Annotated in this window: 26 protein-coding genes and 1 pseudogene; 16 read left to right on the top strand and 11 right to left on the bottom strand. The window is 72.0% G+C overall.

Annotation, left to right across the window (positions count from 1 at the left end; translation table 11 throughout):
• The first annotated feature begins 33 nt into the window (after positions 1–33).
• The 7 genes from OOJ98_RS14535 to OOJ98_RS14505 all read left to right on the top strand — a co-directional run bounded on the left by OOJ98_RS14535 (position 34) and on the right by OOJ98_RS14505 (position 8,829).
• A complete protein-coding gene (locus tag OOJ98_RS14535; RefSeq protein WP_267055090.1) occupies positions 34–864 on the top strand; it encodes a lantibiotic dehydratase C-terminal domain-containing protein in 831 nt (276 codons plus the stop codon).
• 93 nt (positions 865–957) lie between these two features.
• Complete coding sequence (locus OOJ98_RS14530) at positions 958–2,142, top strand: thiopeptide maturation pyridine synthase (RefSeq protein WP_267055089.1); 1,185 nt, start codon at positions 958–960, stop codon at positions 2,140–2,142.
• Positions 2,143–2,294: 152 nt separating this feature from the next.
• Positions 2,295–3,476: a hypothetical protein gene (locus OOJ98_RS14525; protein ID WP_267055088.1), complete on the top strand. Its 1,182-nt coding sequence runs from the start codon at positions 2,295–2,297 to the stop codon at positions 3,474–3,476.
• Positions 3,473–4,921 (top strand): hypothetical protein, encoded by a 1,449-nt coding sequence (locus OOJ98_RS14520; protein ID WP_267055087.1) that lies wholly within the window; start codon positions 3,473–3,475, stop codon positions 4,919–4,921. Before OOJ98_RS14525 ends, OOJ98_RS14520 begins: the two co-directional genes overlap by 4 nt.
• Positions 4,914–6,902, top strand: a complete 1,989-nt coding sequence (locus tag OOJ98_RS14515; protein WP_323177894.1) for a TOMM precursor leader peptide-binding protein — start codon at positions 4,914–4,916, stop codon at positions 6,900–6,902. The genes OOJ98_RS14520 and OOJ98_RS14515 overlap by 8 nt, the downstream gene beginning before the upstream one ends.
• A gap of 160 nt (positions 6,903–7,062) precedes the next feature.
• Positions 7,063–7,938, top strand: coding sequence for a helix-turn-helix domain-containing protein (locus tag OOJ98_RS14510; protein ID WP_267055086.1), 876 nt, complete (start codon positions 7,063–7,065; stop codon positions 7,936–7,938).
• A gap of 180 nt (positions 7,939–8,118) precedes the next feature.
• A complete protein-coding gene (locus tag OOJ98_RS14505; protein ID WP_267055085.1) occupies positions 8,119–8,829 on the top strand; it encodes an N-acyl homoserine lactonase family protein in 711 nt (236 codons plus the stop codon).
• Positions 8,830–8,942: 113 nt separating this feature from the next.
• On the opposite strand, the gene OOJ98_RS14500 is transcribed toward OOJ98_RS14505, so the two are convergent.
• Together OOJ98_RS14500 and OOJ98_RS14495 are read right to left on the bottom strand one after the other, a co-directional pair.
• On the bottom strand, positions 8,943–9,611 hold the full coding sequence (locus OOJ98_RS14500; protein ID WP_267055084.1) for a DUF4097 family beta strand repeat-containing protein: 669 nt from the start codon (positions 9,609–9,611) through the stop codon (positions 8,943–8,945).
• Positions 9,612–9,939: 328 nt separating this feature from the next.
• Complete coding sequence (locus OOJ98_RS14495) at positions 9,940–10,113, bottom strand: CsbD family protein (RefSeq protein WP_267055083.1); 174 nt, start codon at positions 10,111–10,113, stop codon at positions 9,940–9,942.
• A 214-nt stretch (positions 10,114–10,327) separates the two neighbouring features.
• Between OOJ98_RS14495 and OOJ98_RS14490 the strand changes: the two genes are divergently transcribed.
• Entirely contained in the window at positions 10,328–10,489 is a 162-nt protein-coding gene (locus OOJ98_RS14490; protein ID WP_267055052.1) for a hydrophobic protein, read from the top strand.
• A gap of 213 nt (positions 10,490–10,702) precedes the next feature.
• On the opposite strand, the gene OOJ98_RS14485 is transcribed toward OOJ98_RS14490, so the two are convergent.
• Positions 10,703–11,587, bottom strand: a complete 885-nt coding sequence (locus OOJ98_RS14485; protein ID WP_267055082.1) for a SigB/SigF/SigG family RNA polymerase sigma factor — start codon at positions 11,585–11,587, stop codon at positions 10,703–10,705.
• Between the two features lie 260 nt (positions 11,588–11,847).
• On the opposite strand from OOJ98_RS14485, the gene OOJ98_RS14480 reads away from it, so the two are divergent.
• Positions 11,848–12,234 (top strand): hypothetical protein, encoded by a 387-nt coding sequence (locus OOJ98_RS14480; RefSeq protein WP_267055081.1) that lies wholly within the window; start codon positions 11,848–11,850, stop codon positions 12,232–12,234.
• Positions 12,235–12,244: 10 nt separating this feature from the next.
• Here the strand turns inward: OOJ98_RS14480 and OOJ98_RS14475 are convergent, their stop codons facing one another.
• A complete protein-coding gene (locus tag OOJ98_RS14475) occupies positions 12,245–13,435 on the bottom strand; it encodes a PP2C family protein-serine/threonine phosphatase (RefSeq protein WP_267055080.1) in 1,191 nt (396 codons plus the stop codon).
• A complete protein-coding gene (locus OOJ98_RS14470; protein WP_267055079.1) occupies positions 13,432–15,042 on the bottom strand; it encodes an ATP-binding protein in 1,611 nt (536 codons plus the stop codon). Before OOJ98_RS14470 ends, OOJ98_RS14475 begins: the two co-directional genes overlap by 4 nt.
• A gap of 113 nt (positions 15,043–15,155) precedes the next feature.
• Here OOJ98_RS14470 and OOJ98_RS14465 point away from each other — a divergent pair, with 113 nt between their 5' ends.
• Positions 15,156–15,929: a response regulator gene (locus tag OOJ98_RS14465; RefSeq protein WP_267055078.1), complete on the top strand. Its 774-nt coding sequence runs from the start codon at positions 15,156–15,158 to the stop codon at positions 15,927–15,929.
• A gap of 176 nt (positions 15,930–16,105) precedes the next feature.
• The gene (locus OOJ98_RS14460) at positions 16,106–16,378 is read left to right on the top strand and encodes a DUF3253 domain-containing protein (RefSeq protein ID WP_267055077.1); all 273 of its coding nucleotides are present in this window, start codon (positions 16,106–16,108) and stop codon (positions 16,376–16,378) included.
• 57 nt (positions 16,379–16,435) lie between these two features.
• On the opposite strand, the gene OOJ98_RS14455 is transcribed toward OOJ98_RS14460, so the two are convergent.
• A complete protein-coding gene (locus OOJ98_RS14455; protein WP_267055076.1) occupies positions 16,436–17,080 on the bottom strand; it encodes a DUF6629 family protein in 645 nt (214 codons plus the stop codon).
• Between the two features lie 191 nt (positions 17,081–17,271).
• Between OOJ98_RS14455 and OOJ98_RS14450 the strand changes: the two genes are divergently transcribed.
• From OOJ98_RS14450 to OOJ98_RS14430, 5 genes and pseudogenes are all read left to right on the top strand, one after another.
• On the top strand, positions 17,272–17,979 hold the full coding sequence (locus OOJ98_RS14450; RefSeq protein ID WP_267055075.1) for a hypothetical protein: 708 nt from the start codon (positions 17,272–17,274) through the stop codon (positions 17,977–17,979).
• Complete coding sequence (locus OOJ98_RS14445; protein WP_267055074.1) at positions 17,976–18,656, top strand: DUF4166 domain-containing protein; 681 nt, start codon at positions 17,976–17,978, stop codon at positions 18,654–18,656. Before OOJ98_RS14450 ends, OOJ98_RS14445 begins: the two co-directional genes overlap by 4 nt.
• Entirely contained in the window at positions 18,653–19,294 is a 642-nt protein-coding gene (locus OOJ98_RS14440; RefSeq protein WP_267055073.1) for a TetR/AcrR family transcriptional regulator, read from the top strand. Before OOJ98_RS14445 ends, OOJ98_RS14440 begins: the two co-directional genes overlap by 4 nt.
• Before the next feature lie 210 nt (positions 19,295–19,504).
• A pseudogene (locus tag OOJ98_RS14435) lies at positions 19,505–19,741 on the top strand (TM2 domain-containing protein); the annotation flags it as partial.
• A gap of 55 nt (positions 19,742–19,796) precedes the next feature.
• Positions 19,797–20,174, top strand: a complete 378-nt coding sequence (locus OOJ98_RS14430; protein ID WP_267055072.1) for a DUF2752 domain-containing protein — start codon at positions 19,797–19,799, stop codon at positions 20,172–20,174.
• A gap of 202 nt (positions 20,175–20,376) precedes the next feature.
• Here OOJ98_RS14430 and OOJ98_RS14425 read toward each other — a convergent pair whose 3' ends face one another.
• From OOJ98_RS14425 to OOJ98_RS14405, 5 genes are all read right to left on the bottom strand, one after another.
• A complete protein-coding gene (locus tag OOJ98_RS14425) occupies positions 20,377–21,894 on the bottom strand; it encodes a diacylglycerol kinase family protein (protein ID WP_267055071.1) in 1,518 nt (505 codons plus the stop codon).
• A gap of 73 nt (positions 21,895–21,967) precedes the next feature.
• A complete protein-coding gene (locus OOJ98_RS14420; RefSeq protein ID WP_267055070.1) occupies positions 21,968–22,429 on the bottom strand; it encodes a MarR family winged helix-turn-helix transcriptional regulator in 462 nt (153 codons plus the stop codon).
• A 60-nt stretch (positions 22,430–22,489) separates the two neighbouring features.
• Positions 22,490–22,921, bottom strand: coding sequence for an STAS domain-containing protein (locus tag OOJ98_RS14415; RefSeq protein WP_267055069.1), 432 nt, complete (start codon positions 22,919–22,921; stop codon positions 22,490–22,492).
• Entirely contained in the window at positions 22,918–24,027 is a 1,110-nt protein-coding gene (locus OOJ98_RS14410) for a B12-binding domain-containing protein (protein WP_267055068.1), read from the bottom strand. The genes OOJ98_RS14415 and OOJ98_RS14410 overlap by 4 nt, the downstream gene beginning before the upstream one ends.
• Positions 24,024–25,517, bottom strand: coding sequence for a PP2C family protein-serine/threonine phosphatase (locus OOJ98_RS14405; RefSeq protein ID WP_267055641.1), 1,494 nt, complete (start codon positions 25,515–25,517; stop codon positions 24,024–24,026). The genes OOJ98_RS14410 and OOJ98_RS14405 overlap by 4 nt, the downstream gene beginning before the upstream one ends.
• Between the last annotated feature and the right edge of the window lie 287 nt (positions 25,518–25,804).

The following is a 25,804-nucleotide window of genomic DNA, read 5'->3' as shown; positions in this document are numbered from 1 at the left end:
GACGCCTCGCGGACCGAGGACCGGTGGGTCAGCATGCGTGTGTACACCGGGCATCCGCTCGATCTGGTGGTGGGCACGCTCCTCCCGCCGGCCCTCGCGGAGCTGCGGCGACAGGGCCTGGCCGACCGCTTCTTCTATCTCCGTCACTGGCAGGGCGGCCCTCATCTCCGTCTGCGGGTACGCCCGACCACCCCGGAAGCCGAACCGGCGGTGCGCCTCGTCCTTCGCGACCATGCGGCGTCCCTGTTCGCCGGACTGCCACCGTCAGCAAGAATGACAGAGCGTCAGTACGCTTCATTGGCAGCCGAGTTGAGGGTTCACGAGCCCGAGAGTGAGCCCGGCGCTCTCGCCCCCAACGACAGTGCCGCCTTTGACGTCTACCGCCCCGAGCACGGCAAGTACGGCCATGGCATCGGCCTGCGGGCGGCCGAGGAGGCGTTCGCCACCTGCAGCGAGCTGGGCGTCGCCGCCGTACGAGCCGAGTGGAGCCCGGCGCGGCGGACGGCGCACTGCTTCGCGCTGCTGGCCGCCGGCCTGGACCGGAACGCGGGGCCGGGAAGACCGTCGCCGGATGTCCTGAGCCAGTACGGGAGCAGGCGTGCCGCGCTCCTCTCCGTCGCCCGCGCGGCGCGCGCGACGGCGTCGGCCGACGCCACGCCGACCGGGGCCGATCCGGTGAGCGAATGGCTCGCGGCGTGCCGCGGTGCCCAGCGGTACGCCGCCGACCCGAGCGCGCTCGCCGGCCATCTGACCCACCTGGCCTGCAACCGCCTCGGCATACGGCTCGGCCAGGAGGCCACGCTGCGCGCCCTGGCCCTGCTGACGGTGGCGGAGTTGACGAGCGACGGCGCCGAGCCACCCTGACGGTTCCCCAGCCGCGGAGAACCGTCAGAGAACCGCAGCGAACCACATAGAGCACTGCGAAAAACCACGAAGAACCGCCAAGGAGTGACTCCCGTGACAGCCAGCCCGCAGACGGACGAGCCACAGTGGCGCGCGGCCCACATCGCGTACTTCGGTGACGACGTCGACCATCTGATCCTCCACGCCGTGCGGCCGGTCATCGAGCGCTGCGCCGGCCGCGTCGAATCGGCCTACGTGCTGCGGCACTGGCGACGCGGCCCCCATCTGCGCCTGGTCGTCCGCGCCACGCCCGCCGTCTTCGACGAGTGGGTGGTCCCGGCCGTTTCGGAGCTGATCGGGAGGCATCTCGCGGAGCGGCCGTCCACCGCCGCGCCGCTCGACGAGGCCGCCCTGCTGCCGCTGCACCGCCGGCTCGCCGCGGCCGAGCGCGAGCCGGGCCCCTTGACCCCCTTCTACGCCGACAACTCCATCGTCTGGGAGGAGCACGACCGCCGCGTCGATGTGCTGGGCTGCCCGGTCGGCGCCGATGAACTGGCCCTCTTCTACGAGGAGACCAACAACCTGCTCTTCGAGCACCTGGAGTCCGTCGCCGCGGGAGTGCCGCGCGAGACGCTGGCCCTGCGCCTGATGCTCGCCACCGCGCACACCCTCTGCCGGCATCCGCAGGACGCGTCGATCCGGCGCGGTTTCGTCTCCTTCCGATCGCACGCCGAGGGGTACCTGAGTACCGTCGGCCCCGAGGTGCGGGGCGCTTTCGACAGGCGGTACGCGGCCAATCGCGCGGCGCTCACGGCCCAGGTGCGCGCCGTGGTGGCAGCTTTCGACTCTCCTGCGGCCGGGTCCGCGGACGGGCGCGAGGAGGCGGCCGCACTGCATCGCTGGGTGTCGACGATCGACCCCCTGGGCGGGCGCTGGACCGCACTGTACGAGGCCGGCGAGATCCCCGAGGCGGAGATACCGTCCGACGAGGAGAACGGCATCGGCGGACTGGTCACGGCCAGCCCGCTGCACCGGGCGATCAGCGGCAGCGCCACGTACAAGGAGATGATGTACCGCGACCCGCGCTTCCTGCGGTACCGCCTGATGCTCAACTACACCTACCTCCACCTCTCCCGGCTGGGGCTGCCCGGCCTGACCCGCTATCTGCTCTGCCACCTCGCGGCCGACGCGGTGGAGGAGGTGTACGGCGTCAGCGCCCTCGATCTGGTCCTGGCCACCGCGGCGGGTACCCCCGGTGCGCCGGAGAGCGTCGCCGTACCGGCGCGGGGCGACGGATGAGGTCCGCCTCGTCGGCTCCGCCGTCCGACGGCTACCCGGCGTCCGCCGAGACCGGAGGGGAAGCCGCGCGTCGCTACCACGCGCGCCACGGCAGTGTGCTGCCCGCCATCGATCCGGCAGCGGGCACCACCGCGCCCCTACACCATCCCGGCGTGCCCGTCCTGCCCCTGCCGTTCCCGCCGACCTTCCCGTCGCCGTCGGACGGCGGCGATCCGGCGGCAGCGACGGCGGAACGTCTTGGTTCGCTCCTCGCGCTGCTCAACGGCGTCACCAGGATCGACTGGACCGGCTCGGGAGCGCGCGTCGGCCGGCCGGTCCCCTCCGGCGGCGGCGCTTATCCGGGTGAGGTGTACGCGGCCACCGGATCGGGCCTGTTCCACTATCTGCCGTCCGCTCACGCGCTCGAACTCCTCTCCGGCGCCGACGTCCGTACCGACGTGACCGGCGCACTGGACCGGCCGCCACCGGAGCGACCCGAGTGCGTGCTGCTGCTCACCAGCCGACTGGACGCGAATCTGGCCCGCTACGGCCCCTTCGGCCACCGTCTTCAAGCGCTCGACACGGGCGTCCTCACCGGCCAGGCGCTCACCCTGCTGGAGTCCGCCGAGGCCACTCCGATGGCGCACGCGCGCTTCGCGGACGAGGAGCTGGGCCGACTGCTCGGCCTCAACTCCCGTGCGGAGCAGGTGCGTTCGGTCGTCACCGGCCGAGCCCCGGGGCCGATCGTGCCCGGGGCGGCGATGCTTCGACGCCGTACGGCGCGTTCAGGCTTCGAGCCGGTCCCGATCTTGGTGGACTCCCTTCTCGCGGTCCTCCAGGAGGCCGTCCGCCCGATGGCGTTCGACCATGCCGCGCCGGTCGGCTGCGACGTGTATGTGGTGGCCCAGCGTGTCGCCGGTCTCGATGCCGGATGCCATCGGCTCGACCGGAACACGGGCCGGCTCACACCGGTCCCGGGCGGTGGCGGCACGCCCCGGGGGCTGTTCCCGCCCGGCGGGCCGGGAGAGCTGGCCGGATTCGAGTCCGCCTGTGCCGTGCTCGTCACCGGCGACTACGAAGCGGGCTACCCGCTGTACGGCGACCGCTGGTACCGGATGCTGAACCTGCGCGCCGGTGTCATCGGTCAGCGGATCGGCGTGGCCGCGGCGCGTGCCGGGCTCGGCGCGGGGCTCCGCTGCGACGTCGACACCGCGGCTGCCGATGCCGTTCTGCGCACACGTCCCCACCGCACGACGCTGCTCGCCGCCCTGCTCGGCCGGGAACGCGGCGGCGGTGCACCGGTCTGCCACCTCCTTCCGACCGTACCGACTCTCTTCCGGCCGAGGACACAGTGATCACCTCCGTCTCCGTCCCCCTCCTGCGTCCGGACGTCTTTCTGACGCCGAGCGGCAGCGGCACCGTCTACGTACGTTCCAGCCGGGGCACCGACCTCATCGCCGCGCCGGGCATCGCCGGCTGGCTGGAGCGGCTCGCCCCCTTCCTCGACGGCAGCCGCACGGTGGCGCAGCTCCTCGACGGTCTCGACGGTGCCCGGCGCGGCACGGTCCTGCGCGTGCTTCAACTCCTCGATGAGCACGGCCTGTTGGACGATGTGGCCCCGCGCGAGCCGGACCCCCGCGCCGCCCGCTACCCGCACCTCAGGACTCTGGCCCTCGGCACGCCCGCCGCCACCGGCGCCCTGGCCGACGCGCTGCGGCTCACCGGACTCACCGGCATCACGCCGGTCGCCGGCCAGGAGGCCGCCCTGACGGCGCTGGCGAACGGCGGCCACGACGCCCTGCTCCTGCTCGCGGAGGGCGGCGACGCGCGGTCCGTGGCCCGGCTCGACGAGGAGTGCCGCGTACGCGGCCTGTGGTTCGCCGCCGCTGTCCGCGACGCGGAATCGTGGTGGATCGGCCCGATGCTCGCCCCCGGGCCGGACCGTACTGCCGGAGGCTGGCTCGGCGCGTGGCTGCGCGTGCACGGCAGGGAGGACGCCCCCGTCCGCCCCCCTCACGTCTCCTACGGATCCACCGAGTTCGCGGCCCCACTGCTCGCCCACCACTTCCAGCGGGCCTTCCTCAGCCTCTCCCCGGCAGCGCCGGAGGAGCCCGGCACATCAGGGGCGGACCAGCCGGTCCGCGTCACTCGCCTGGACGCGACGACCCTGGCCACCACCAGCCATCCCTACCGGCCTCACCCGGCGGCGTTGCCGGCCGCGCCCGAGTCCGCGGCGCAGTTCCTCGCCCGGATCGCTTCCTTGCGCGCCGGGCCGGCCGTCACACCCGAGGAGTTCTCCCGGCGCGCCGCGGGCTGTATCGACGAGCGCTGCGGGCTGCTCGCCGAACTGGACGAGGGAGCGCTGCCACAGTTCCCCCGGCACGCCGCACGGGCCCTGGTCCGCGACCCGGACACCGGCCGAGCGGTGCACCAAGTGCACGCCACCGGAACGGACTTCACCGCGGCGCGCCTGCGCACCGCGCGACGCGCGCTGGCCCACTACGCCCTGCTCGCCCTCGATCCCCGACGGTTCGTCCCGGCGCCGTCCGGCCCCGCGCTGTGGGCCTGGTCGCCCGAGCGCGACACCGCCCATCTGGTCCCGGCGGCCCGTGTCCGCGCGCAGGGAACGCGTCCGCCGCGAGGCCTCGGCGCCGGTGCCACCTTCGACGAGGCGGTGGCGGAGGCCCGCCGTGATCTGCGCGGCCCCGCGCACGACACCGTGGTCGTACCGCTCGACCACGATCCGGCCGCCACCGACATACTGCCCAACCTGCTGAGAGCGGTGCGCTGCGATGACTGAGCTTGCCATGTCGGCCGATCCCCCCTCGGCCGCCGTACGGGTACACCACGACGGGGGCCTGCTCGGCCAAGCCCTGCTCCGCCGGGCGGCGGTCGTGCCCCGCCCCGCGCCAGGGATGCAATTGGTCGCGGCGGACTCTTCTGACGCAGCGTCAAAATGTCTGGCGGGTCCTTTGGTTGACGGGGCCCCCTATCTTGCCGTCGTGGCGGAGTTGGACCGCGTGGTGATCGGTCCGCTGGTCCGACCCGGCACCCCCGGCTGTCAGCAGTGCCTGGCCGCCCGCCGTGCGGGCGCGCGGGCCGACGCGGCCGAGGAGGCGGCTCTGCGCTCGACGTACGGAAGCCGTCTGACCGGCACCGTTTCTCCGCTGCTCACCCCGATCGCGGCCGACCTCGCGGCGGGGCTCGCCCTGCACCGGCTCACCACCGCGGGGGCCGTCCCCGACCTGACCGTCACGATGCTCCGCCTCGATGGCCTGGAGATCAGCCGGCACCTCCTCGTGCCCGACCCCCACTGCCCGGAGTGCGGCGGCCTGCCCGACGACGACGCGGCCGGCGCCGTGATCCCGCGCGTCGCGCGGCCCAAGCCGGACCCCGCCGTTCTGCGGGTGCGCGATCTGCGCGCGGAGCGGGGTGTCCTTGAGGCCCGCTACGCCGACGACGAGACCGGCGTGCTCAAGGGTCTCCGCACGCGCGGACTGCACGCCCTGCCGTTCGCCGAGGCGAAGGTCGGCCCGCCCGAGTCGGTCGACGGGGGGTACGGCCGCGCGCTCGACTTCCGCACCGCCGAGGTCACCGCGATCGCCGAGGCCCTTGAGCGTCTCGGCGGCGGACGGCCGGGTGGACGGCGCACCGTGGTCCGCGGCAGCCACCGCGAGCTCGCCGCCCGGCACCCCGGGGGTGTACTCGATCCCGCGACCACCGGCGGCCATGAACCCCACCGCTATCAGGCACCCGGCTTCCCCTTCCAGCCCTACCGTCCCGACCTCGTGATGCCGTGGGTCTGGGGCTACTCCCTCACCCGCGAGCGGCCGGTCCTGGTCCCCGAGAGCCTGGCGTACTACCGCATCGGCCGCCACCAGCCTCCGTCGGTCCGCCCGTTCGTGTCGGAGATCTCCAACGGGTGCGCCCTGGGCGGCTGTGTCGAAGAGGCGGCCCTGTACGGTCTCCTGGAGCTGGCCGAGCGCGACGCGTTCCTGCTCACCTGGTACGCCCGTCTCCCGGCCACCCCGCTCGATCTGCGCACCGCGCGCGACCGGCGGATCGCCCTGCTCGCGGACCGCATCCGCGAACGCGACGGGTACCGCGTCGAGGTCTTCGACGTGACCGGCGCCGAAGGCATTCCCTGCTTCTGGGCCGCGGCCGTCGACGAACGGCCCCCCGCCCCGGGCGCCGGGGCACCTCGCCCCCGCGTGCTCTGTGCGGGCGGCTCGGGGCTCGACCCCGAGCGCGGTGTGTTCGGCGCGCTGCACGAACTGGTCACCGCCATCGAGGCGTACGGGCTCATCTACCCGCAGCGGACGGAGGACGCGGCTCGCATGCGCGAAGACCCCGAGCAGGTCCGTCTGATGGACGACCACGCGCTGCTGTACTGCGACCCGGTCGCCGCCCGCCGGCTCGACTTCCTGCTCGCGCCCGGGGGGCGGCCGCCGCGTGAGCGCCGGAGTCTGAGCGAACTGACCGACCGCTGTCCATGGCCGCGGCACACCGATCTGCGCTCGGATCTGGACGAGTTGGTGGGTCGCTTCGCCGCGACGGGGCTCGAAGCGATCGTCGTCGACCAGACCACGTCGGTGCACACCGCCTCCGACCTCGCCTGCGTCAAGGTGATCGTGCCGGGACTGCTTCCCATGACGTTCGGGCACCATCTGCGGCGCATCGCCGGTCTCGACCGGGTGCTCACCGCGCCCCACCGTCTCGGCCACACTTCTCGGCCGCTGCGTCCCGAGGAGGTCAACCCGCATCCGCACCCGTTCCCCTGACACCCCGCGCGGTTGGTCCCGAAATCGCCCGCCCCGAAGTAACCCGTACGACCCCCCGGCGCCGCAGTTGTAGGGTGACCTGCTCGCGAATTACCTGCGCGGGCGCCTCCGACAAGTGCGGCCGCGGGTCGCCCGGGGCCGGCCAGGGAGGGTCAGAGGGGTGACCGACAAGGACGCACTGCGGCAGCTGCTGCGGTGGAAGCGGGGGCAGATCGACCCGTCGGAACTCGGCATACCCAGGCGCACGGGCCGGGGCCGCCGTTCGCCGGGGCTCTCGCAGGCGCAGGTCGCCCAGGCCCTCTTCGTGACGGAACGTACGTACGGCCACCTGGAACGGGGTGAGATGCCGGCGCCGAGCCAGGGGTTCCTCGACTCGGTGTGCAAGGTGCTGCGCCTGGAGGAGGGGGAGCGCACCGCGCTCTACATCTACGCGCTCGGCTACGAGCCGCCCACCCCGCTGGACCCGACGTCGGGGACGAGTGTCGCTCCTGCCTGGCAGAAGGCTGTCAACGAGGTGACGGGGCAGCCCTGTTACATCAATGACGTGGCGTGGAACCTGCTTGCCTACAACGACGACTTCGTCTCCATCTTCCCCCAGGTGGAAGGCGAAGCGCCGCGCGTGCCCGAGCAGAACCTGATCCGCTGGATGCTGTTGCGCGAGGACGCGCGCGAACACCATCTGGTCGACTGGGAGGAGCAGTGGGCCGGTCCCGTGGCGGCCCAGTTGCGGGCCGCGGTGGCCACCCACCCGCAGAACAAGGACCTTCAGCAGCTCCACGAGGAGGTGTCGGAGGACCCGGTGTCAGGGCCGATCTACCGCACCCACAATGTGGCGTTCCGCCACCCCGACGGCCAGACCCGCATCATGCGTCATCCCGGCTACTCGGGCCCGCACAGCGACCTCTCCCCACGGGACAAGTGCTGCGAGCGCCACGTTCCGTCCCAGCGCGGCCTGGTCACCATGTGCGCCGCCGAACCCTGTATGAGCCCGGGGGCCCGGTTCTTCTTCCTGGTCTTTCAGCCCGCGTCGCCGTGACCCGGTACTCAGCACTCGGCACTCGGCACTCGGCACTCGGCACTCGGCACTCGGCACTCGGCACTCGGCACGATGGTCGATGAGGGGGACGCCGGGGACGACGACCGCCGCATCCGGTCGCGATTCCGCTGTCGGGCGGACCCGTTGAACGGCACAGCGATGGCTGCCAGGATGGCCGGCATGGGGAAGAACACGGCGGTGCGCCGACTCGACCTGGGATACTTCGTCCGGCCGGCTTCAGAGACAGGCGGCCCGCAACCGCGAGTTGAACCCGTGCTCGCCTATCTGGTGCGACACGAACAGGGACTGATCCTCTTCGACAGCGGCATCGGCAGCGCCGACCCCGAGACCGAGGCGCACTACCGGCCCCAGCGCCGAGCACTGCAAGAGGCACTGTCCGCGGCTGGAGTCACCCTCGGCGACATCTCTCTGGTCGTGAACTGCCACCTGCACTTCGACCACTGCGGCGGAAACCCACTGCTGGGCGGCAAGCCGATCCTGGTCCAGGAAACCGAGCTGGCCGCCGCCCGCCGGGGCGACTACACCATCGACGAGCTCGTCGACTTCCCCGGCGCGTCCTACGAGGAACTCACCGGTGAGGCCGAGGTCCGGCCCGGAGTCTGGATCATCCCGACACCCGGGCACACCCCAGGACATCAGTCGCTGGTCCTTCGGCAGGGAGACGGCACCGTGGTCCTCGCCGGCCAGGCACACGACTTCGCATCCCAGTTCGCGTCGGACCAGCTGGCCCGCCAGGCCGCTCTGCACGGCGTGGCACAGCCGCTCCCTGACTACGCGCACTGGTTGGAACGACTTGCCGAATTCGACCCGCGACGCGTGCTCTTCGCCCATGACTGCTCGATCTGGGAACCCTCACACAGCAACTTCTAGAACCGACCTGGTGGGGGTGGGTGAGAGCGGACGGCAGCGGTGTGCGGTCGGGACGGGCCGACACGACAGGTCCCGTCACGGGCACTCCCCGGTCCAGGAACGGACCTCCCCGGTCACAGGCTGCTGGCGGTGATGTCACCGTTCGAGGTGGTCGCGTGGATGTTCAGGGCGGCGGCGGATCCTTCCGTGTTGTTGAGGGCGTTGTGGATGCGGCCGTAGGAGGTGCCGGCGTCCAGGGTGGCGTTGGTTCCGCGGGCGGCGCCGACCGTGATCCTTCCGGACTCGGTTCGCAGCGTGAGGGTGCCGTGCACGGCTTCGGCGATCTCGATGTCGCCCGCCGAGACCTTGATCTCGCTGTCGCCGGCCAGGCGGCCGACCGAGACGTTCCCCGCGTGCACGGTGAGGCGGAGCGCGGCCGTCTCGTCGAGCTGGACCGTGCCGTGGGCGCCGTCGAAGACGACGTCACCGAGCTGTCCCTCGGTACGGAACTCGGCGCTGGCCGTCCGGGCCTCGACGCGGGAGCCCGCGGGCAGTCCGAGGGTCACGTCGAGGGCGCCGCTGGAGCCGAAAGCCTGGCTCTTCGTGGGGCCCTCGACCCGCAGGACGCCGTCTTCGTAGCCGACGGTGGTCTGCTCCGCGGCCTTCACGTCGCGGCCCTTCGCGGCGTCCGCCGGCCGGACGTCGACCCTGGCGTGGGCCTGGTCCGAGGCGACGATCCGGACGCGGCCGGCTGGGACGGTGAGGATGGCGGTGATCGGGGCGGTGGTGTCGAACTTCTGCATGCCGTGCTCCTGCGACTCGATGTCTTCCGCGGCCGTTCGCCGCGTTGATGAAGAGAGAGTGCGCCGGACGGGTTTCAGCGGGGCATCACGCTGGTTTCAGCAGGCTTCACCGGCTGCCCGTCGTCGGCGGGAGGGGCCTTGCGTGGTGCGCGTGAGGTGTGGTGCGTGTGACGTGTGGTGCGTGTGACGACGGACCACGACACCGGCTTGCCCTGCGCGTGGGCGACCACACACCGTGCCGGGCAGACGTGCGAGCCCCCGAGCATGCGGAATGGGGCCCAGCCGGGCGATTCCGGCTGGGCCCCACTCCGCGTACGTCCCGAGCGGGTCAGTGCTTGAAGACGTCCTTGATCTTTTCCTTGGCCTGGCGTGCGTCGCCCTTGGCCTGCTCCGCACGGCCCTCGGCCTCAAGGCGCTCGTTGCCGACCGTCCGGCCTGCCGCTTCCTTGACCTTGCCCTTGGCCTGCTCGACCTTCGACTGAGTCTTTTCGTCACCCGACACAACAATCACTCCCACATATTCGTTGGCACACCGTGACATGGATACACCTGGCCACATTCGCGGGTTCTAAACAGGGAGCGGGCGACTCGCTTCACCTTTGGAGGATGACCTCGCACTCTTCTCGTCCCGCACTCTTCGAGGGAATTGAATCTTGCCGTCGCGAGGGTGTGACGGGCTCATCCCGGGGCACACGGCGTTCTGGAGGTTGATAACTATGGTTCCCCTGCTTCTCGTTCTTCTGCTCGCCCTGATCCTCTTCGGCGCCGGTTTCGCGCTCAAGGCCCTGTGGTGGATCGCCATTGTGGTCCTGGTCGTGTGGCTCATCGGATTCGTCGCACGTCCGCGCGGCGGAAGCGGCCGCTGGTACCGCTGGTAGCCGCACGCCACGCGGCACACAACAGCACGCGGAACAGGGGGCGGGCCCGACATGTGTCGGGCCCGCCCCCTGTTCCGCGTGTTCTCTGCGCTCTGCTGTTCCGCGCCATTCATTTGTGGCATGCATACGGTCGCCATGCGTACGGGGCGCCGTGGCTTAATCCGCTCCCGCCGCCACCGGTTTTCCGTATGTACGGAATGGGCGCCCGCTCTATCAGCCCCGCGCTTCGGCGGCAGCGCCCAGCATTCCCGTGCGGAGCTTGGCAACGGTGCGGGTCAGCAGGCGGGACACCTGCATTTGCGAGATGCCCAGCTCTTCGCCGATCTGGCTCTGCGTGAGTTCGGCGCCGAAGCGGAGCCGCAGCAACAGGCGTTCGCGATCGGAGAGTTCGGCCATCAGCGGGGCGAGCGCGTGGAAGTCCTCGACCAGCTCCATGGCGGGATCCTCGGCTCCGATGAAGTCGGCCAGGGCCGCCTCGCCGTCCTCGGTGTCGCTGCTGAGCGCGGCGTCGAGAGAGGCGGAGGTGTACCCGTTGGCGGCAACCTGGGCCTCGCAGACCTCGGCTTCACTGATGCCCATCAGCGCCGCCAGCTCTTGCACGCCGGGCGAGCGCTCCAGGCGCTTCTCCAGTTCCTCGCGGGCCCTCGTGAGCTCGCCCCGGCGTTCCTGAAGGCGCCGCGGCACATGCACGGCCCAGGTGGTGTCGCGGAAGAAGCGCTTCATCTCACCGACGATGTACGGCACGGCGAACGTGGTGAACTCGGTCTCGCGGGACAGCTCGAACCGGTCGATCGCCTTGATCAGGCCGATCATGCCGACCTGGATGACGTCCTCCATCTCGTCCGCGGCGTTGCGGAAGCGACGGGCGGCGAACCGCACCAGCGACATGTTCATCTCGATCAGGGTGTTCCGCGCGTACTGGTACTCCCGCGTCCCCTCCGGCAGGACGGCGAGGCGCTCGAAGAACTGGCGCGACAGCTCGCGCGCGTCACCGGGAGCGATCCGTGCGGGCTGCTCGATCAGCGGAAGCGCCTGCGTCCCTGCCGTGCTCGCCCCTCGCACGGTCCTGGTGTCGTTCGCTACGACGGTCACAGCCACTCCCCTCTCACTCGCCGGACAACCGGAGGGCATCACCACGCACCCCTCCAGCCAGCAAGAAATCTACCACGACCAAGATAGAAATTAGGTTTCTGCGGGGTGACTGTTTCTGGTGCGACCGGAGGGCCGGGGTGAGGTCGCAACCGTCCCACCAGGAGCGGGTGCCATCCCGTGCAGGGATGCACGCCCATGCGTGGAACGTGGGGTTCCACGCGTGTGGCGCGGCGCCCGTCGGGTGGCGGAGCGTTACTTTGCGTTCCATGACGACAGAGGCGGAAACCACCGGGGACGAGTCGGCCGACGTTCAAGAAGCCCGCCGGGCGATCGAGGAGTATCTGAGCCGCGGGCCGGCGCGCACGCCGCGTGACGGGGCGGACACCGGCCGGGCCGCACCGGCCGGCGGCGGGATCGACCGCAGTATCGACGACAGTGCCGCGGCGCTCATCGCGCGGGAGGCGTGGGACGCGGTGCAGGACGCCACGCCCGCTCCCCCGCATCCCGAAGCAGGCCCGGCGGAGAAGACCCGGATGTCACCGGAGCGCGCGGAACGCCACCGCCGCGCCGTCGCCGTCGCTCGCGGGCTGCGGGAACTGGGCTACCACCTCGACGAGACCCTGCTTCCCGGTCCGGACATGGCCGCGGGGTGACGGGACCGGGTCAGCTGGCGCCCCAGTCGAGGCGGAGGACGGCCAGGTCGTCGGAGTGCCGGCCCGCGTTGAGCGCGTGGGTCTCCTTGATGAGGCGGTCCACATGGGCGGCCGGGTCCGTCGGCGGCAGCTGGTCGATCAGGTTCAGGAGTCCCTCCACGCCGAGCCGGCCGTCCGCGGTGCCGTTGTGGCCCTCGGTCAGACCGTCGGTGTAGAGGGTCAGCGCGCCGGATTCCGGGAGCGGGATGACCGTCTCCGCCCAGCTGCGCTGTTCCGGTGCGATGCCCAGGGCGATGCCGAGTTCCGCGGGCACTTCCCGGGTGCCGGCCGGGGTGGTGAGCAGCGGCTCGTGGTGGCCGGCCAGGTGGAGCGAGGCCGTGCGGGCCTTCTCGTCGAGGGTGAGCAGGGCGCAGGTGGCGAAGAGGGTGTGGCTGCCGCGTTCGGCGATCAGGATGCGTTCCATGAGGTGCAGCAGGTCCGGGCCGCGGTGTCCGCCGAGCACCAGGGAGCGCCAGGCGATGCGCAGGCAGACGCCGAGCGCGGCGGCGTCGGGGCCGTGGCCGCTGACGTCGCCGACGACGGCGCGGAGCAGACCGTCGTCGCATTCCACGACGTCCAGGAAGTCTCCGCCGAGCAGGGTCAGCTCGCCGCCGGGCAGGTAGCGCGAGGTGACCGTCACGGTGGAGGTGTCGAGGATCGGCTGGGGCAGCAGGCCGCGCTCCAGGCGGGCGTTCTCCTCGGCGCGCAGCCGGGCCGCCTGGGCTTCCGCGCTGGCGCGCTCGGTCTGGCTTCGGTAGACGGCGTACTGCAGGGTGCGGCGCAGCAGGTCCGCCTCGACCTTGCCCTTCACCAGGTAGTCCTGGGCGCCGGCAGCCATGGCCACGGGGCCCGCCTGCGACTCGGACAGGCCGGTCAGGACGATGACCGCGGTGTGCGGGGCGAGGCCGCGGACCGCGGTGACCGCGGTGGTGCCCGAGACGTCCGGCAGGTGCAGGTCGAGGAGGATGCAGTCGATGAGCGGGGTGGCGAGTTCGGCTCGGGCCTCGGCGAGGCTGGTGCACGTGGTGAGCTCGAAGCGCAGCCCGGTGTCGTTGAGGAGCTCCTCGACGAGCAGGGCGTCGCCCTCGTCGTCCTCGATCAGGAGGACGCGATAGATCGCCTCCACCGGTCTGGTGCCGGGGGGTGTCGGCGCTGTGGTCATGGCGTCGGCTCCGCTTGGTCGGGGCCGGCGGCTTCAGGGTTCGTGTCGGGGACGCCGACCGAAGGCGGTGCCTCGGCCAGGGTGAACGTGATGCGCGTGCCGTCCGTGTACTCGGGGTCGACTGCGATGGTACCGCCGTGGAATTCGACGATCTTCTTGCACATCGCGAGGCCGATGCCGCTGCCGCTGTAGACGTCCTTGGTGTGCAGCCGCTGGAAGATCACGAAGACCTTCTCGGCGTACTCGGGCGCGATGCCGATGCCGTCGTCGGTCACCGTGAAACGCCACAGTGCGCCCTCTTGGGCGGCCGACACCTGGATGTGCGGCTGCTGGCCGGGGCGGCGGAACTTCACGGCGTTGCCGATCAGGTTCTGCCACAACATGCCCATCTGGGTGGGGTCGGCGACCAGGCTCGGCAGTTCGTCGCAGGTGATCTTCGCGCCGGTTTCCTCGATGCTCACGCTGAGGCCGGAGAGGGTCTGCTCCATCACGGAGCCGAGGTCGACGCTCTGGTGGGCGTGGTGGACCCGGCCGACCCGGGAGAAGTCGAGGAGGTCGTTGATGAGGACCTGCATGCGGTTGGCGCCGTCGACCGCGAAGCCGATGTACTGGTCGGCCTTGTCGTCGAGCTGGCCGGCGTACCGGCGCTGAAGCAGCTGGGTGAAGCTGGAGACCTTGCGCAGCGGCTCCTGCAGGTCGTGGGAGGCGACGTACGCGAACTGTTCCAGCTCGGAGTTGGAGCGCTGGAGTTCGGCGGTCTGCGTGTCGAGGAGACGGCGGGACTCCTCGCTGACCTCCAGTTCCTGGACCAGGCGCCGGCGCATGACGTCGATCTCGCCGCTCAGCCGGCGCAGGTCCGCGGGGCCGGTCGCCGTGATGGGGCGGGTGAAGTCGCCCTCGGAGACCGCACGGGCGTCGATCCCTAGCTGTTCGAGGGGGTCGGTGACGCCGCGGCGCAGCGCCTCGAAGACCAGTCCCGCCAGCGCGAGGATGACCAGGGCGATCGCGGCGAACACCCAGTTGCGCAGCCTCATCGTGGACGCCAGGTCCTCGCGGGCCCGGCTCTGGTCGGCGCGCAGGCGCTCCTGCTGTCCGGTGAGCGCGCTGCGCACCCGGTCGAATGCGGTCTTGCCCTCCGAGGCGCGCTCGGTGGCCAGCGGCGACGGCGTTCCGGCCGGAGCCGCGGCGATGGGCCGGGCGATCCTGGCCTGCCACGCCTCCACCGCGTCCTGCACGGCATGCACATCGGCGAGACCGCGCGCGTCCCCCTTGAGCAACTGCGACAGGCGCGTGGTGTCGGCCGACTGCTCGGCGAGGCCCTGCCGGTAGGGCGTGAGGAACTCGGGGTTTCCGGTGAGCCCGTACCCTCGGACACCGGTCTCCTGGTTGAGCATCGCCGACTCCAGGCGGAACGAGGTGCTCAGCGCCTGGGACCTGACGTCCACCAGGTTGTCGCTGAGCGACGCCGTCTGCCCGAGGACCCATGCTCCGATCAGGCCCAGCGCGGTCAGGAGCGCCAAGGACGCGGCCACTCCCACGCGCAGCCATCGCGAGGTCGTCCACGAGGAAAGCCCCCGCGGACGCGACAGCGTCTCATCGCCGGTCATCTGTGAACCCCTCCGCCCTGTGACGCTTCGGATCGGCGTCGCGCGCAATACTGTAGAGGCTCTTCGACAACGAATGTTGTCGCGGGGTCCACTCGGGGCCTAGGGTGCCGGGTATGCCTGGCAAGAACTTCGTCCTGCGGAACGCGCCGCAGGAGACGACCGCGGTCACTGACGTGGCCGTCGGCGAGCTTGCGCGGCGCATCGCCCAGCAGTTGCTGGACGACCCCGGGTGCCCGGACACCGACGATTCGGCATCCGCGCTGACGCTGCTGCACGTCCTCGTTCAGCTCCAGCGGTCCGCCGAACGGCTCCAGCGCTCCGCGGCGCAAGCTGCCGCGCGTACGGGAGCCGGGTACCCGCAAATCGGCGAAGCAAGCGGCATGACCCGCCAAGGCGCCCGGCGGCGTTGGCCGGGACTGTTCCACCACTCCTCTGAAGCACCTACGGAGCAACCGATGAATACCGTCCCTTCCCACCCCAGCGCCGTGCTGCTCGTCGAGGACGACATCGCCGATGCCATGCTGATCGAGGAAGCCCTCTCCCAGCGCGGGGCGCGCAACCTCGTCCAGGTCACCGACGGGGTCGCGGCACTGGAACACCTGCGGGACCCGGACAGCGTCCGTCCCGACCTCATCGTCCTGGACCTCAACATGCCCCGCATGAACGGTCGGGAGCTGCTGCGCGTCCTCAAGTCCGACGAGGACCTGCAGACGATCCCCGTCGTGGTGCTCACCACGTCCTCCGCGCCCGACGACGTCAGTGGCGCCTACATCAGCCACGCCAACGCCTATGTGACCAAGCCCGTCAATCTGGAGGAGTTCGAGCGGGCCGTCCAGAGCATCGACGCCTTCTACCTGGAGACCACCACCCGCCCGCCCCGCGACTGACCGGCACGCCCGCCCTCGCGACGGGTGGCCTCCGGTGCCGCCCGCCGCACGGCCGGCTCCCGCGCACGTACGCAGCCTCGGCCCCCGCCCGGCGGGGTGTCGGGGCTGTTCCCGTGTCGCGGCGCCGGTGCCATGCGTGCCCTTGCCGCAGCGGGGCCCGGTGTGACACTGGCAGAGTGACGGACAGCGAACGACAGACGGACCGGCGTCTTGAGCGGGCCATTCTGCGGCTCCTCGCCTCCCGCGATCCGGACTCCTCGATCTGTCCCTCCGACGCCGCGCGGGCGGTGTACGAGGGCGACGGCGACGGCTGGCGCGCGTTCATGGAACCGGCTCGGCGCGCGGCCCGGAGGCTGGTCGACTCCGGCGAGGTGGAGGTCACCCAGTCCGGCCGGCGGGTCGACCCGAGAACGGCTCGCGGTCCGATCCGCATCCGCCGGGCCCGCTGACCGCGCCCTCCGTCGAGACCACCGGTGCCTCCGCGCAAGGGCCCTGCGGTCGCGGCCTCACACCAGGCGTCCTGCCGTCGCGGTGCGGGAGGGACCCCGTCGCCTCACCCACAGCAGCAGGACGACCGAGCAGAGCGCGGCGACCGCGCACCACGTCGAGATGTACTCCTGCCGCCACAGCACGAAGGACACCGCGGCCCCGGCGGCGACCAGCACACCGAACAGGAAGAGGCCACGGTCGCCGGAGATGAGCAGGGAGCCGATGGTGGCGACGAAGTAGCCGAGGACGACGAGTCCGGGCCGGGGCAGTCCCAGGGAGTAGCCCATCGTGTGTCCCCGGATCTCGGCCGTCACGGTGCGGGTCGCCAGGGCGTACGCCAGCGCCGCGCTCGTCGCGGCGCCGGCCGCCAGCGGGACGAGCAGCCGACGGCGGGCGCGCGGCGGCGCGGCGCAGAACACGGCCACCGGCACCCACAGCGCCAGCAGGGGCAGCGCGATCACGGCCCAGGCGGTCGTGGCGGGTCCGGACCCCCCGCCGTCGCGCCAGACGGCGGCCTCGACGAGCTGGTGGGCACCCAGCAGGAGGGGCAGGGCGGCCAGCGGCAGGTCACGCGGGCGTCGCGCCGCGCAGGCCACCGCGGCGGCTCCTACCACCGCGATGCCCACACCGGCGGCGAGATCGGCCGTCGCACTCCAGCACATGACAGGAACGCTACGGCCGCGCCGCCACAGGAGCGCGCCCTGCCGTCCGGGAGGGGCACGGCCCTCGTGGGCACGGCGGCGGGGGCACGGTGCGGGCGAGATCCGTGAACCGCTCTTGAGCGTTCGCTCAAACTCCGCTACCTTGCCGTTTGAGCGAACGCTCAAACCGCGTGTCAGGGGGGTGGCGGGGTGTGAGGCTGTATGTGGAGACCTCGATCGGGGCCGATCTCGATCTGGTCTGGGAGCGCACCCAGGACCCGGCGCGCCACCAGCTCTGGGACCTGCGGTTCACCTCGATCTCCTACCTGCCCCGCGCCGGGGCGGAGCCCCAGCGCTTCCGCTACGCGACCCGGCTGTTCCCGTTCCTCTGGGTGGGCGGCACCGGAATCAGCGCGGGTGAGCGGCAGCGGTCCGACGGCACACGCGTCTCGGCGCTGCGCTTCGCGTCGGCCCATCCGCTCTCGCTGCTCGCCGAGGGGAGCGGCTACTGGCGCTACGTCCCCGGGCCCACCGGCATCCGCTTCCTGACCGGGTACGACTACCGACCGCGCTGGGGCCCGTTCGGCGCGCTGGCCGACCGGCTGGTCTTCCGGCCGTTGATGGGCTGGGCCACCGCCTGGTCCTTCGACCGGCTCCGGCTGTGGTGCGAACGCGGCATCCATCCGCGCGCCGCCCTCGCCCGCGCCCTCGGGGAGTGTGCCGGGCGCCTGGCCCTGGTCCTCGCCGTGCTGCTCGTCCCGCCCCTGACACCGCTCACCCTCGGCGCGGCACTGGTCGCGGGCGCCCTCGCCGTCCTGCTCCCCCCGATGCCCGGCACGCCCGCCGCGCGCCGCTGCCGCCGCACCCCACCCGGGCGGGCGCACACCCCCCGCCTGCTCGCCACCCTGGAGCCCTCGTGACCTCGATCTTCCGCCGGCACATGGGGCCGGACTTCGGCCGGCTGCACCCCGAGATCCGCCGTCGCTTCTCCGTCGGGCTCGACAGCGGTGAAGCGTGCGTCGGGCGCGGGACCATGGAACGGATCCGCCATGGAGCCCCCTACGTCAAGCCGTTCCTCCGGCTCGGCGGGACGCGCAACATCCTGGTACCGCGGGAGGGCCGTGACGTGCCCTTCGTCATCGAGAACTTCCCGTACGCGGACTCCTTCGGCCGGGAGACCGTCACGTTCGTGCGGACCTTCCAACTCCCCTCCGCCACACGCCGTTTCGACGCCACGATGGTCTTCAGCCCCGCGCGGAACTGCGTCCTCGACTACCTCGGCACCCACCAGCACCTCGCCAGCGACCTGCACATGAGCGCCGAGGCCGACGGTTCGCTCCTCATCCGCTCCGGCGAGCACCGCTTCCGGGAGGGCCCCGTCGACGTGCGCGTGCCGTCCCTGATCGGGGGCGACGCCGAGGTTCGCGAGTCGTTCGACGAGGCCACCGGCCGGTTCCGGATCCAGGTGACGGTGACCAACCGGTACTTCGGGTTCCTCTTCGGCTACCGGGGTTCCTTCACCGCCACCTACGTCGACGCTGGTACGCATCGCCTGCGTGCGGGACTGCGGCCCGTCCGCGAGGAGGTCCGCGCATGAGCGCGTCGAGCGAGGCGACGCGCCTCAAACTCCTCGAAGGGGCCCTGACGACCCTGATCGACCAGGGCATCGGCAAGACCTCGGCCCGCTCCATCGCGACCACGGCCGGGGTCAACCAGGCGCTGATCTTCTACCACTTCGGCTCCGTCGACGAGCTCATCGCCGCAGCCTGCGCCCACGGCGCCGAGCAGCGCGTCTCGCGCTACCGCGAGCGGTTCGCCGCGCTGGACTCCCTCCCCGAGCTCCTGGCCTTCGCCCGGGAGATGCAGGCCGAGGAACGCGCCGCCGGCCATGTGGCCGTCCTGGGGCAGCTGTTGGCCGCCGGCCAGACCGCTCCCGCCCTCGCGGCCGCCACGTCCGCCGGCCTCGCGCTGTGGATCGAGGAGCTGGAGACCGTCCTGACGCGGCTGCTCAGCGCGACCCCCCTCGCCGCCTTCGCCGACCCCGCGGGACTCGCCCGCGCCGCGGCCGCCTCCTTCGTCGGCATCGGGCTGTACGAGGGCGTCGACCCCGAGGGTGCCGGGCGCGCGCTCGACTCGCTCGGACAACTCGCCGTCCTCGCGCAGGCGTTGGAGGGCCTCGGCCCCCTCTCCCAGCGCGCGGTCGCCCACACCTTGCGCCGCGGCACCCGCGGTTGACCCCCGGCGGCCGGCCGGTTGACCCACCAAAAGGAACCGTCAAGGACCTGTCAACTTTTCATGAAGGAAAAGTAAAGGCTAAGGTGTTCGAACAACGCCCGGACCGATCCCGGGCGTCACCATTCTTGAGAGCGAACACACTTCATGAGCGACCAGTCCCCCAACGCGTACGGAACTCCGCAGCCTGGCGGGATGCCGCCTGCTCCGACTCCGTACGGCTTCGACCCGCTTGGCCGCCCGTACTCCGAGAAGTCGAAGATCGTGGCGGGCGTACTCCAGCTCTTCCTCGGCACGTTCGGCATCGGCCGCTTCTACACGGGGCACACCGGCATGGCCCTCGCCCAGCTCTTCACCTGCGGTGGCCTCGGCGTGTGGGCGCTGATCGACGGCGTCCTGCTGCTGGTCGGCGACAAGACCGACTCGGACGGCCGCGTGCTGCGTGGCTGAACAGCCCCATCACCGGGCGGCGTTCAGGGACTCGTTCCCTGGGCGCCGCTCTCGTATGCCCCCGGCGGCGGCACCCCTCGCACTCGCCTGCGCCGCGGCCGCCGGCCTCTTCTACCTGTACGGCCACTCCCCCTACGACCCCGGCCAACTGCTGCCGCGCTGTCCGTTCCACTGGGCGACCGGGCTCAACTGCCCTGCCTGCGGCGGCACTCGGATGAGCTACGCACTCCTGCACCGTGACCTCGGCGGCGCCCTCCGCGCGAACCCCGTGCTCTGCGCCGCGCTCCCCTTCGGCCTCTGGGTCTACGCGCGCTGGGCCGTGGCCGCCCTGCGCGGACGGCGCCGCCGGTTCGCGCTCGGCCCCCGCGGGACCGCCCTCGTCCTGGGGACGGCGTTCGTCTGGACGGTCGTCCGCAACGCCCTGGGCCGCTGAGACGGCGAGAGGGGCCACGACGTACGGCGGCCCCGCACATCCCAGGGGGGAGAGGGATGGCGGGGCGCGCAAGCCCGGGTCAGGGAGGGGGGATTCCCGACCATGCGGACCGTAGAGTTCTGATGCCCCCTCCCGCCGACCTCATGCGTGTGAGCTGGGTAACACCGCACATGCGCAGCGGCGCACGGTCACCGCCGCGCCGTCAGCGGAGCCACTGATCCTGGTCGGCGGGGCGGTACAGGGTGACCGCCTGAGGGATCTTGTCGAGCACCAGATGCCGGTAGGTGGCGTCGGTGACTTCGCCGTCGTACGCCAAGTGCGGCTCGCCGTCGAGGACTTCGAGCTCCAGACGGCGCACCTGAGCAGTCGTCAGGACCCGGGAGCTGTGCAGGGTGCCGGTCAGCACGGCGAGCAGCAGCCGGGTGCGGGCGAGCGGGGTGCCGGCCTCCACCGCGCGCACATCGAGCAGACCGTCGTCGAGCTGGGTGCGGTAGGTGGGCGCGAAGCCGGCGGGATGGTAGATGCCGTTGCCCGCGAAGAGCAGCCAGATGCGGCGGGCACGGCCGTTGATGACCACCGAGAGCGGGCTGCCGGTGGCGAGGACCTTGGCCAGGCCGACGACCAGGGCGGGCCACTTCCCGATGCGCTTCTCCAGGCGCTCCCTGGCGTGCACGAGCTCCGAATACACGCCGATGCTGAAGGTGTTGAGGAAGAGCTTCTGTTCGTCGTCGCCCGCCGAGGTCGCACGGCCCACGTCGGCGGTGACCGCGTCGCCCGCCTGGATCGCGCGGACCACGTCGTCCATGGTCTGGTTGCCCAGGTCCACGGCGAAGTGGTTGAAGGTGCCGCCGGGGAAGACCGCGAGGGGCACGCGGTGGCGGGCGGCGGTCGCGCTGCCCGCGTTGACCGTGCCGTCGCCCCCGCACACGCCGAGCGCGCCGCCCTCCGCGACGGCGCGCACGGCCGCCCGGTCGAGCAGGGCCAGGAGGTCGTCGCCCGGTTCGAACAGGGTGATCGCCGCTTCGGGGAGCAGCGTCCGCAGGGTCTCGGCGGTGTCCTTGGACCAGGCGACGCCCGAGGAGGGGTTGACGATCAGCTGAAGTCCCTTGCCCTCCTTGAGGGCGGGGGCGGGTTTGCGCGGAGGGGCGGCGGCCGCCGCGGCCTCGGGCTTCACGGGCCACCAGCGGCAGGTGAGCAGCGCGGCGCCGATCCCGACGAGTGCGCCGGCCGCAGCGCGGCGCCGGTGGTCGAGGCCGCCCTGTGCGCGTACGTAGGCCAGGCCCGCGGCGAACGGCAGCGCGGCCGCGCCGTAGCGGGGCGACTCCAGGACGACTCCGGACGCGAAGGCCGCGGCCGACGCCATGGTGCTGGAAGGCAGCGACGAGGTGCTCGGGCGGGGGAACACCCCGGGGAGCGCGTCGAGCAGCGGCCGCGAGCTGCGGGCGGCCGGCTTCGCCAGGGCGTGGTTGATTCCGGCGACGATGGCCACCGAGCCGATGCCGCGCAGCGCTGCCCGGCGCGCGCTCCGGCCGCCGGAGGCACCGAGCACCGCTGCCGCGCCCAGCCACACCGCGTCGTGGCCGGCGGCCCTGCGCAGGAGGTGCGTAACGGAGCTTGACCGCCCGGGAGTCGACTGGGCGAGCGAGGCGGTCAGGCGGTTGGCGAGTCCTGGTGTTCCCTGCTGTCCGAGCGCTCTTCGCAGCCGTCCGCGTCGCTTCATGCGCTGGTCACACCTCTGCACGTAGGAACCCGCCGTGTCGTACGGCGGGCTGGGGTCATGGCACGGGCCCACCCTACCGGGGGGCCGTGATGGCGGTCTGCAGTGCGGCGAGCCCCGTGGCCAGTGCCCGGCGGTCCTCCTGCGGCATGGCTTCGATGGCCAGGGTCAGCGTCGCTTCGCGTTCGTACCGGATCTGTTCGAGATGGCGCTTGCCGCCCGCCGTGAGCCGCAGGGTGACTTCCCGGCGGCTGTCCGGGGACGGCAGCCGTTCGATGAAGCCGGCCACCTGCAGCCGGTCACAGAGCCTGCTGACCGAGGGCGGCGCGGTATGCAGGAGTTTGCCCAGGGCCCGCATCCGTATGCCGTCGTTGCGCTCGACCAGGTACATCAGTCGTAGTTGCGGCGTGGAGAGCGAGGTCGTGGTCACGGTGTCGCGGGCCTGCTGCCACAGCAGGTCGAGGAGGCCGACGACTTCGCTCGCAGCGTGGGCCTGTTCGTGGACCGTCCGCTGGGAGTCGATGTCTCGATGTGGCATGGGCTCCCCCGTCGGCGTGCCCGGCCCCGCTCTGCACGCTCTCAGAGCGGCCGGCTCGGGTCAGGCACTGCTGTCCGGTCCGGTGGGGCGGGCCGGTATGGCTTCCTCCGTGTCCGCCCGGGGTTCTCCCGGGCCGGAGGCCTCGCGCGCGGCTTGGCTTGCGCCCCCCGTGAGGTAACCCAGGCTACCCGTGATCGTCAGGAGACGTTCGAGCGCCGGAGTGCGTTCTTCCAGGTGCAGGGCGACGTGCGCCGCGTCGGTGCGGCGGCGGATCATCAGGAGGACCGAGAGCCCCGTCGAGTCGACGGAGCCGAGGCCCGCGCACCCCAGGTGGAGATCGCGCAGGCGGGGGTGGCCGGTCAGCTTGTCGGTGACCGCTTCGAGGAGGACGTCGGCGTTGTCGTAGTCGAGGTCGCCGCGCAGCTCTATGCGCACGGTGGTCTCGGTGTCGCTGGCCGTCAGTCTGAGATGGCTGGATGGGTGGGTGCTCACGGGTGGTTCCTGGCAGGGGCGAAGGGAACGGCGCGCGGAGCGGCGAGTCGCTCGGCGCCGAGTCGGAGGAGGCGTTGCGCGCGCGGGAAGTCCTTGAGTTCACCCGCCAGGAGGTCCAGGGCGGGCGGCAGACTGTGCGCGGGCACGCCGCGTGCGGTGAGGATCGAGGCGGTCCAGGCGATGAAGTCGGTGAAGAGGTCCGCGTCGTCGAGGTAGAGCGCGGTGGCGAGGAACTCCACGATGTGGGCCAGGTCCTCCGCGGTACGTTCGCGCTGCACGTCGCTGTACGTGCGCAGGGCGGGGAACGCCTCGTCCAGGCCCAGCATCACCGCGCGTACGAGGGCCGCCCTCGCACGCGTGACCATCGTGTACTCCTGGTCCTCCAGGTGCGGAAGATCGTCGATCTGCTGGTGGCCGGGCTCGGGCCGGGCTATCGGGGCGTTCTGGATCCGGTCCGCGGCGCGGCGCGCGTCGGCGGCCCAGGCGTCCGCGCCGAGCAGCCGGGCGTACCGTCCGCCGGGCCCGAAGGCGGCCCCGCCCGCCACGACCGGGACGCCGGCCGCCTGGCAGGCGGTGATGGTGGCGTGTGCGGTGGGCAGCCGGGTCGCGATGGAACTGGAGAGCGCGACCAGCTCGGGTCCTGTGCGGTGCAGGTGCGCCACGAGGTGCGCGACGGGGACCTGGGCGCCCAGGTAGTCGACGCGCCAGCCCCGCAGCCGCAGCACCTCGGCGAGGAGTCGGGCGGGCAGCGCGTGCCACTCGCCGTCGACGCACGCCACGGTGATCCGGCCGCGTTCGGGGGCGTTGCGCGCCGCCGGGTGCATCGACAGGGCGGCCACGGCGCGGTCGTTGATGGCCGTCGCCGCGTGCTCCTGGGCGATGCTCATCCGGTTGGCCGCCCACTCCTCGCCGACCTCGGCCTGGACCGGGGCGATCACGTCGAGCAGGACGCTCTCCGGGTCGTGCCCCTCGTCCAGCGCCCGCTGCACGAGGGAAGTCGCCGTGTACTCGTCGCCCGCGAAGACGGCGTCCCACAGCGCTGCTCGCACAACCGCCGGGTCCGGGGACACCACGTCCGTCGGTGCCGTACGGAGTTCAGTACTCATGCGGTGAACCTGCCCCGTGTGTGGCCGTTCACCGCGCTCAGGTGGTGGTTGCGGGGTGCGGAGACGACCACGACCGCCATGTCGTCGTGCCGGCCCTTGCCGACCCAGTGGGACGCCACCATCTGGACGCGTTCCACGATGCTCTCGGCCGGCATGCCCGCGCACTCGGCCAGGACGCGCCGCAGCCGCTCCTCGCCGAACATGACGTCGCCCATGGGCCCGCCGCGGGCTTCCGTGAATCCGTCCGTGTAGAGGACGCAGGTCTCCCCCGGTGCCAGGGACAGCTCGGCCGTCTCGGCCCGCACCTCGGGGATCGCGCCGATCAGGGTGCCCCGCGTGTCGGCATCCTCCACCTCGCCGGTGGCGCGCACCACCATGGGCGGGGGGTGGCCCGCGCTGGTGACGCGCATACGGACCGAGCCGCCTTCCCGTACGGCCGAGGCCAGCACCAGGGTGGCGAAGCGGGTGTGGTGGGAGTTGAGGAGCGCCATGTTGAGGAGGCCGAGCATCCGCTGGTGGTCGTCGGCGAGCGGGAGCAGCGCGTGCAGGGTGTTGCGGATCTTCCCGGTCAGCACGGCGGCTTCGAGCCCCTTGCCGCAGACGTCGCCGAGGACCACGAGCGACGGAGCCCCCTCGGCGATCGCGGGGTGCACGTCGTAGAAGTCCCCGCCGATCCGTTCGTGGTCCTCCGACGGGCGGTAGCCGCCCGCGAAGTTCACGCCGGAGACCTGGTGGAGGGCGGGCGGGAGCAGCTCACGCATCAGGACGTCGGTGATCGCCGACTGGTCGGCGTACAGGCGGGCGGCCGACATGGCCGCACCGGCCCGTGCCGCGAACAACCGGGCGAAGACCTCTTCCTCCGTGGTGAACCCCTCGCCTCCCGCGCGCCGCAGCAGGATCAGCGCACCGGCCGGCACGCCGTGCCCGGGAAGCGGAGTGACCACTATCGATCCGGCGGGGCCGAACCCCTCGGGCAGCACCCAGTCGGGAACGGTGGAGGGCTCCACCCAGCGCGTGGGCACCGGCGGGAAGCCCTGGAGCGCCTCGGCGAGACCGGGAACCGTCTCGGGATCGACGGCGGCGGACGACTCGACCGGAGCGCCCTCGCTCAGGCACGACACGATGGGCAGCCGGCTGCCGCGCATCGGTGCGACGACGAGCGCCGCGTCGGCGAGGTGCTCGGCCGCCATCTGAGCGGTGACGTGCGTGCAGCGGTCCAGGTTCAGCGAGGACAGCAGCAGGTTGGACGCCTTGCCCAGGAACGCGGTGCGCGCACGCTCCCGGCGCAGGGCCTCCTCGGCCAGGCGGTGGTCGGTGGCGTCGACGAGCCACCACAGCACGGTGCCGCCGTCCTCGACCGTGGGGTGGGCCTCGAAGACCCGCCCTTCCACGGTGCCGGAGCGAACGGTGGGGCCGTCTCCGTCGTCCTGACGGGGAACGCGCAGCGCGGCGTGCGCGGACGCCAGCCAGGACGGGACGGCGTCCGCCATCCGCACACCGGGCCGCGCCTCGGGGAGCAGCACGCCGGCTGCCTCGTTGACCAGGACGATCGCGCCCTGAAGGTCAGCTATCAGGACGGGATACGGGGCCTTGCTCCACAGGGAGCCTCCCCTTGCGTCGACGTCGGTTGCCGCGTCGGTGGTAGACACCAAATGTCGAGGATCCGCTGTGCGAACCCCTCACCTCACACCCTCATAGAGAACGTTGCCGTTCGGCAACCATCCCCCATTCGCCGCCTCATGACAACCGCGCCCCCACCTGACCGGGGCCCCCATTC

Source organism: Streptomyces sp. NBC_00083 (genome assembly GCF_026343295.1).
Taxonomy (GTDB): Bacteria; Actinomycetota; Actinomycetes; order Streptomycetales; family Streptomycetaceae; genus Streptomyces.
The sequence above is the reverse complement of the archived record's forward strand: the minus strand, read 5'-3'. Positions and strand labels throughout refer to the sequence as shown.

What these genes read in the sequence shown, in the direction of transcription:
- OOJ98_RS14465 (WP_267055078.1), top strand. Translation starts at nt 15,156, where the DNA reads ATGCCTGGCAAGAACTTCGTCCTGCGGAACGCGCCGCAGGAGACGACC.
- OOJ98_RS14420 (WP_267055070.1), bottom strand. Translation starts at nt 22,429, where the DNA reads ATGCCACATCGAGACATCGACTCCCAGCGGACGGTCCACGAACAGGCC.
- OOJ98_RS14440 (WP_267055073.1), top strand. Translation starts at nt 18,653, where the DNA reads ATGAGCGCGTCGAGCGAGGCGACGCGCCTCAAACTCCTCGAAGGGGCC.
- OOJ98_RS14500 (WP_267055084.1), bottom strand. Translation starts at nt 9,611, where the DNA reads ATGCAGAAGTTCGACACCACCGCCCCGATCACCGCCATCCTCACCGTC.
- OOJ98_RS14480 (WP_267055081.1), top strand. Translation starts at nt 11,848, where the DNA reads ATGACGACAGAGGCGGAAACCACCGGGGACGAGTCGGCCGACGTTCAA.
- OOJ98_RS14505 (WP_267055085.1), top strand. Translation starts at nt 8,119, where the DNA reads ATGGGGAAGAACACGGCGGTGCGCCGACTCGACCTGGGATACTTCGTC.
- OOJ98_RS14455 (WP_267055076.1), bottom strand. Translation starts at nt 17,080, where the DNA reads ATGTGCTGGAGTGCGACGGCCGATCTCGCCGCCGGTGTGGGCATCGCG.
- OOJ98_RS14430 (WP_267055072.1), top strand. Translation starts at nt 19,797, where the DNA reads ATGCCCCCGGCGGCGGCACCCCTCGCACTCGCCTGCGCCGCGGCCGCC.
- OOJ98_RS14405 (WP_267055641.1), bottom strand. Translation starts at nt 25,517, where the DNA reads ATGGCGGACGCCGTCCCGTCCTGGCTGGCGTCCGCGCACGCCGCGCTG.
- OOJ98_RS14425 (WP_267055071.1), bottom strand. Translation starts at nt 21,894, where the DNA reads ATGAAGCGACGCGGACGGCTGCGAAGAGCGCTCGGACAGCAGGGAACA.
- OOJ98_RS14490 (WP_267055052.1), top strand. Translation starts at nt 10,328, where the DNA reads ATGGTTCCCCTGCTTCTCGTTCTTCTGCTCGCCCTGATCCTCTTCGGC.
- OOJ98_RS14535 (WP_267055090.1), top strand. Translation starts at nt 34, where the DNA reads ATGCGTGTGTACACCGGGCATCCGCTCGATCTGGTGGTGGGCACGCTC.
- OOJ98_RS14410 (WP_267055068.1), bottom strand. Translation starts at nt 24,027, where the DNA reads ATGAGTACTGAACTCCGTACGGCACCGACGGACGTGGTGTCCCCGGAC.
- OOJ98_RS14475 (WP_267055080.1), bottom strand. Translation starts at nt 13,435, where the DNA reads ATGACCACAGCGCCGACACCCCCCGGCACCAGACCGGTGGAGGCGATC.
- OOJ98_RS14470 (WP_267055079.1), bottom strand. Translation starts at nt 15,042, where the DNA reads ATGACCGGCGATGAGACGCTGTCGCGTCCGCGGGGGCTTTCCTCGTGG.
- OOJ98_RS14515 (WP_323177894.1), top strand. Translation starts at nt 4,914, where the DNA reads ATGACTGAGCTTGCCATGTCGGCCGATCCCCCCTCGGCCGCCGTACGG.